The 3202-nt window shown below is 60.6% G+C and carries 1 protein-coding gene and 2 pseudogenes; all 3 read right to left on the bottom strand.

The window, feature by feature from the left end:
• Positions 1-229: 229 nt before the first annotated feature.
• Positions 230-1363, bottom strand: a complete 1134-nt coding sequence (locus XAXN_RS16700) for a hypothetical protein (RefSeq protein WP_134980136.1) — start codon at positions 1361-1363, stop codon at positions 230-232.
• A gap of 85 nt (positions 1364-1448) precedes the next feature.
• Positions 1449-2612, bottom strand: a pseudogene (locus tag XAXN_RS16695) (hypothetical protein); the annotation flags it as partial.
• Positions 2613-2893: 281 nt separating this feature from the next.
• Positions 2894-3097, bottom strand: a pseudogene (locus XAXN_RS16690) (transposase); the annotation flags it as partial.
• Positions 3098-3202 lie beyond the last annotated feature (105 nt).

The raw sequence follows: 3202 nt of genomic DNA, 5'->3' as shown, positions 1-3202 counted from the left end.
CAGGACGGGGGGACGTCGATGGTTCAACGGAGGACCTGTCCCCTGTAGAGTTGAACGGCGCTACGCGCAACGAGGGTCTTGAGTGTCTACGGAACCCTGGGCGTATCACTGCGCGTATCAGGTCGGTCACCGTGTGGGTAATAGACGGAACGCCGCCGCCCCATGTAGCGGCGGTCTTGAGGGTCGGCAGGGATTACGACGCCCTGCCGACCCTCTAGAAGACCCGAAGCTATGGGCGGTATGGTCGTATGCTAAGCACGTGACTAGCGACACCAGCTTCGGACGCCATAACGTTAGCAACGGGCCGCGTGGGTTGGTCCGGCAAACCGCCGCGCGCTAATATCTTGACGCCACTGATTTGCCGAACGCCAAGAAAGACGGAGCCGCCGCCGTCGAGATTCAATGTCGACGCGCCAGCACCTCCATGCCCCGGCAGCAATGCGTCGGCCACACTTTGTGCCGCGAGCTCAGTGATGGTTTGCCATTGTGCCATGGTGGCGCGAGCCTTCCGGTTTCCGCCCGTTGTCAACGTGTGCAGGATCACTTTAATGGCTGCGGGCAACTGCGTAGGCACCAGGCTGACAGCAGAGCGCTCATTGGCATCACTGGAATGCGTCAGCGCGCCTGCGAGGCGATTGAGCGGATTGTCCTTGCCGTCGATGCGATAGTGAAACCTGTCTGCGTCCTCGATCGGCCGACGCTTTCCGTCGAGCGCCAATAGAGGTGCACCGCTTAATATCGTTTCATCATTTGCCGTGATCGTGGCATAGTCGGGCAACCAAGGGCCTGGAACCGGGATGAAATCTCGCCGGCCGGCGACTTGCCCTACCGGACAACCGAGACTTTCGATGGTCTCGCCGCATTCTGTCTGCAGGCCGGTCTTGTGGGCGAAGTAGCTGCCGTTTATGACGGCAGCACCTGGGGCGGCGCTTTGGGCCAGTTCTTGGGGGGCACGCGCTACTTCGTAATCGTGCGTCCCATGGATGCCAAGCGTTCCATTCGACACCGACACCCGTGTGAAAGTCGCGGCTGTTTGCAGATGCTGCTGGATATCCGACACGAACGTTCCCGGTGCGACAGATAACGACAGCGGATTACGGGGAGCGCGGATCGTCGTGGAGACAACGCCATGGCCTTGGCTAGCGATCTGGACCTGCTGGCGCACTTGGTGGCCGCGTGTCGCTGCCTGCAGCTTGGCAGCTGCTTTTTTCAAACATCCGGCGGCACGCCGGCTTGGCAGGCCTTCCCATGCGGGTTGTGCCGACGGACTCGCACGATTCGATGGATCGTCAGGAACCGAGTCGGAAACTACGTGAGCAGAAGGATCGGCAGATTGCCACCTGCTAGGTGCGATTTTTTTCATTGTTCATCCAACTCTAGGGGAGGGTCTGTATTGACAGCGAGTTAGCTCACTTCTGGCTGTTTTTTTACACAAATCCCTGCTGACAGGTGTCTTCCAGGGTGACGGCATCGCCCTGTGCAGCCGAGGCGTCGGTCGCGCTGGTAGTGACCAATTCGCTGCCTGCGGGCCTGGCGCGCAGGTGGTTTGCGTAGGGCCTGTCGCCCTGCGCGGGCAGTTGCTCTTTACCCTTGTCGCCGCTGTTCAAGCGCCCTGCCTTGATCGGTGGCGTCTAGCTCGGCCAGCTGCTGCCCAGGATCGAGGTCACCAGAAACGACTGCTTGTGCACGACCGGCTTACCACCGCCTTCCCTGCGGCCCAAGCGCGGAGGCAGGATGAAACCCTTGACCTGCAGCCGCAGCGGCTTGGCCTCTGCCCGGAACGGGATTTGCGCGCTGGCGAACCAGGGCGCGTGCACGTTCGCGCGCCGATCGGAAAGCATCCCGGTGTAGATCGACTCGGCCCGGGCCGCCGCGTAGTCGTCGAAGTAGAGCAGCGCCGCCAGGCGGGCAAAGTCATTGTCCACGTGCGTCTGCAGGATGACGTGCCACGCTCCGGTGGCTGTATCGATCCGGGTCTCCAATCCAGACTTCAGCTGGCCCTCGTAGACAATCCTGTGCCTGGTCTGTGCCCAGGGGCCGCTGGTGAAGGCGTTAGCCAGCTCGCGCTGGATGGCGTAGAACCTTTGAAAGATCAGGGCTCTTGGAATGACGTATTCGATGCCGCTCGCATCGACAAACACCAGGCAACGTGAAGCACCAAATTCGGTCTGGATCCCGCCAAACTCCCGCGAGAGCAACTGCTTGTAGGGATAAGTCCACCCCGCAGGCGCCGGAAGCTCTTCCCCGATCCTGATCTCATGGCAGGACAGCTCAGCATCGGCCAGGGTGAGGGTCGCCTGGCGGGTGGGCAGTTCGCCGACAAGGCGTTGGCCCTGATACACGCGGCCGATGGCCAGATGCGGCAGCAGGCCCGCGTGCACGGCCACGGAGGTGTACTGCGCTTGACCCGCGTCGGTTCGGTCCAGAGCAAGCAGGGCTGAAGCGCTCTCGCGCGTAAGCCGATTTAGGTCGCTATGGCGCTGAAACGGCAGTCGCTGTAGCTGCACGATAACCGAGGTCGAGCGCGTGGTCAGGTGCGGGAGCGTGAACTTGTCCATCCATTTGCCGAGCCGGTAGGCATCGTCTTTTGGAAACTCTTCAATGATCGGCATGGACGCTGCAGGAGTGGGGCCTTAGGGAAGCTCTGAACAACTTTTTCGCGAGCTTGCGCTGGACCGCCGAGGCAATTTCCGTTGTGCGCAAGTGCTTGATTTCAAGCATTGGAAGTCGCCACGATCAACCCAAGATCCCAAGTTTGCTTGCGGCCTAGGGAGTTGTTCAGAGGTTCCTTAGTGACCCTCAAGATAACCCAGTCGCGCATTATGTTGGAGGCTACGGCGCTGCCCCCCAGCAGGCCAGCTTGCCTAGTCTTCGCTCAGGATCATGGCCCCATCCTGTAACACATGCCGCTGCCATAGCCAAGTTCCAAAGGCAGGTCTTCCCACGCAATGCCCGTGCGCAGCACATAGACGATGCCGTTGAGGGCCTGCTGATCACTGACACGAGGTCGTCCACCTTTGGGGGAAGGCTTGACCTGCGGAATCAGTGGCTCGATGCGCTTCCACAGCGCAATAGGGATCTCGTTGCGACGTGTCATGCCGACAATGTTGCCGCCGAATCAACAGAATTCAGGGGTTTTGTTAGCCGCTCTTAGGATTGAACGCATGCCCAGCCACGAGGTGGTGACGATCGAGAAAGCCGG

The sequence above is a fragment of the Xanthomonas axonopodis genome, from assembly GCF_001304695.1.
Lineage (GTDB): Bacteria > Pseudomonadota > Gammaproteobacteria > Xanthomonadales > Xanthomonadaceae > Xanthomonas > Xanthomonas axonopodis.
The sequence above is the reverse complement of the archived record's forward strand: the minus strand, read 5'-3'. Positions and strand labels throughout refer to the sequence as shown.

Coding starts and splice junctions, on each gene's coding strand:
- XAXN_RS16700 (WP_134980136.1), bottom strand. CDS start 1,363: ATGAAAAAAATCGCACCTAGCAGGTGGCAATCTGCCGATCCTTCTGCT.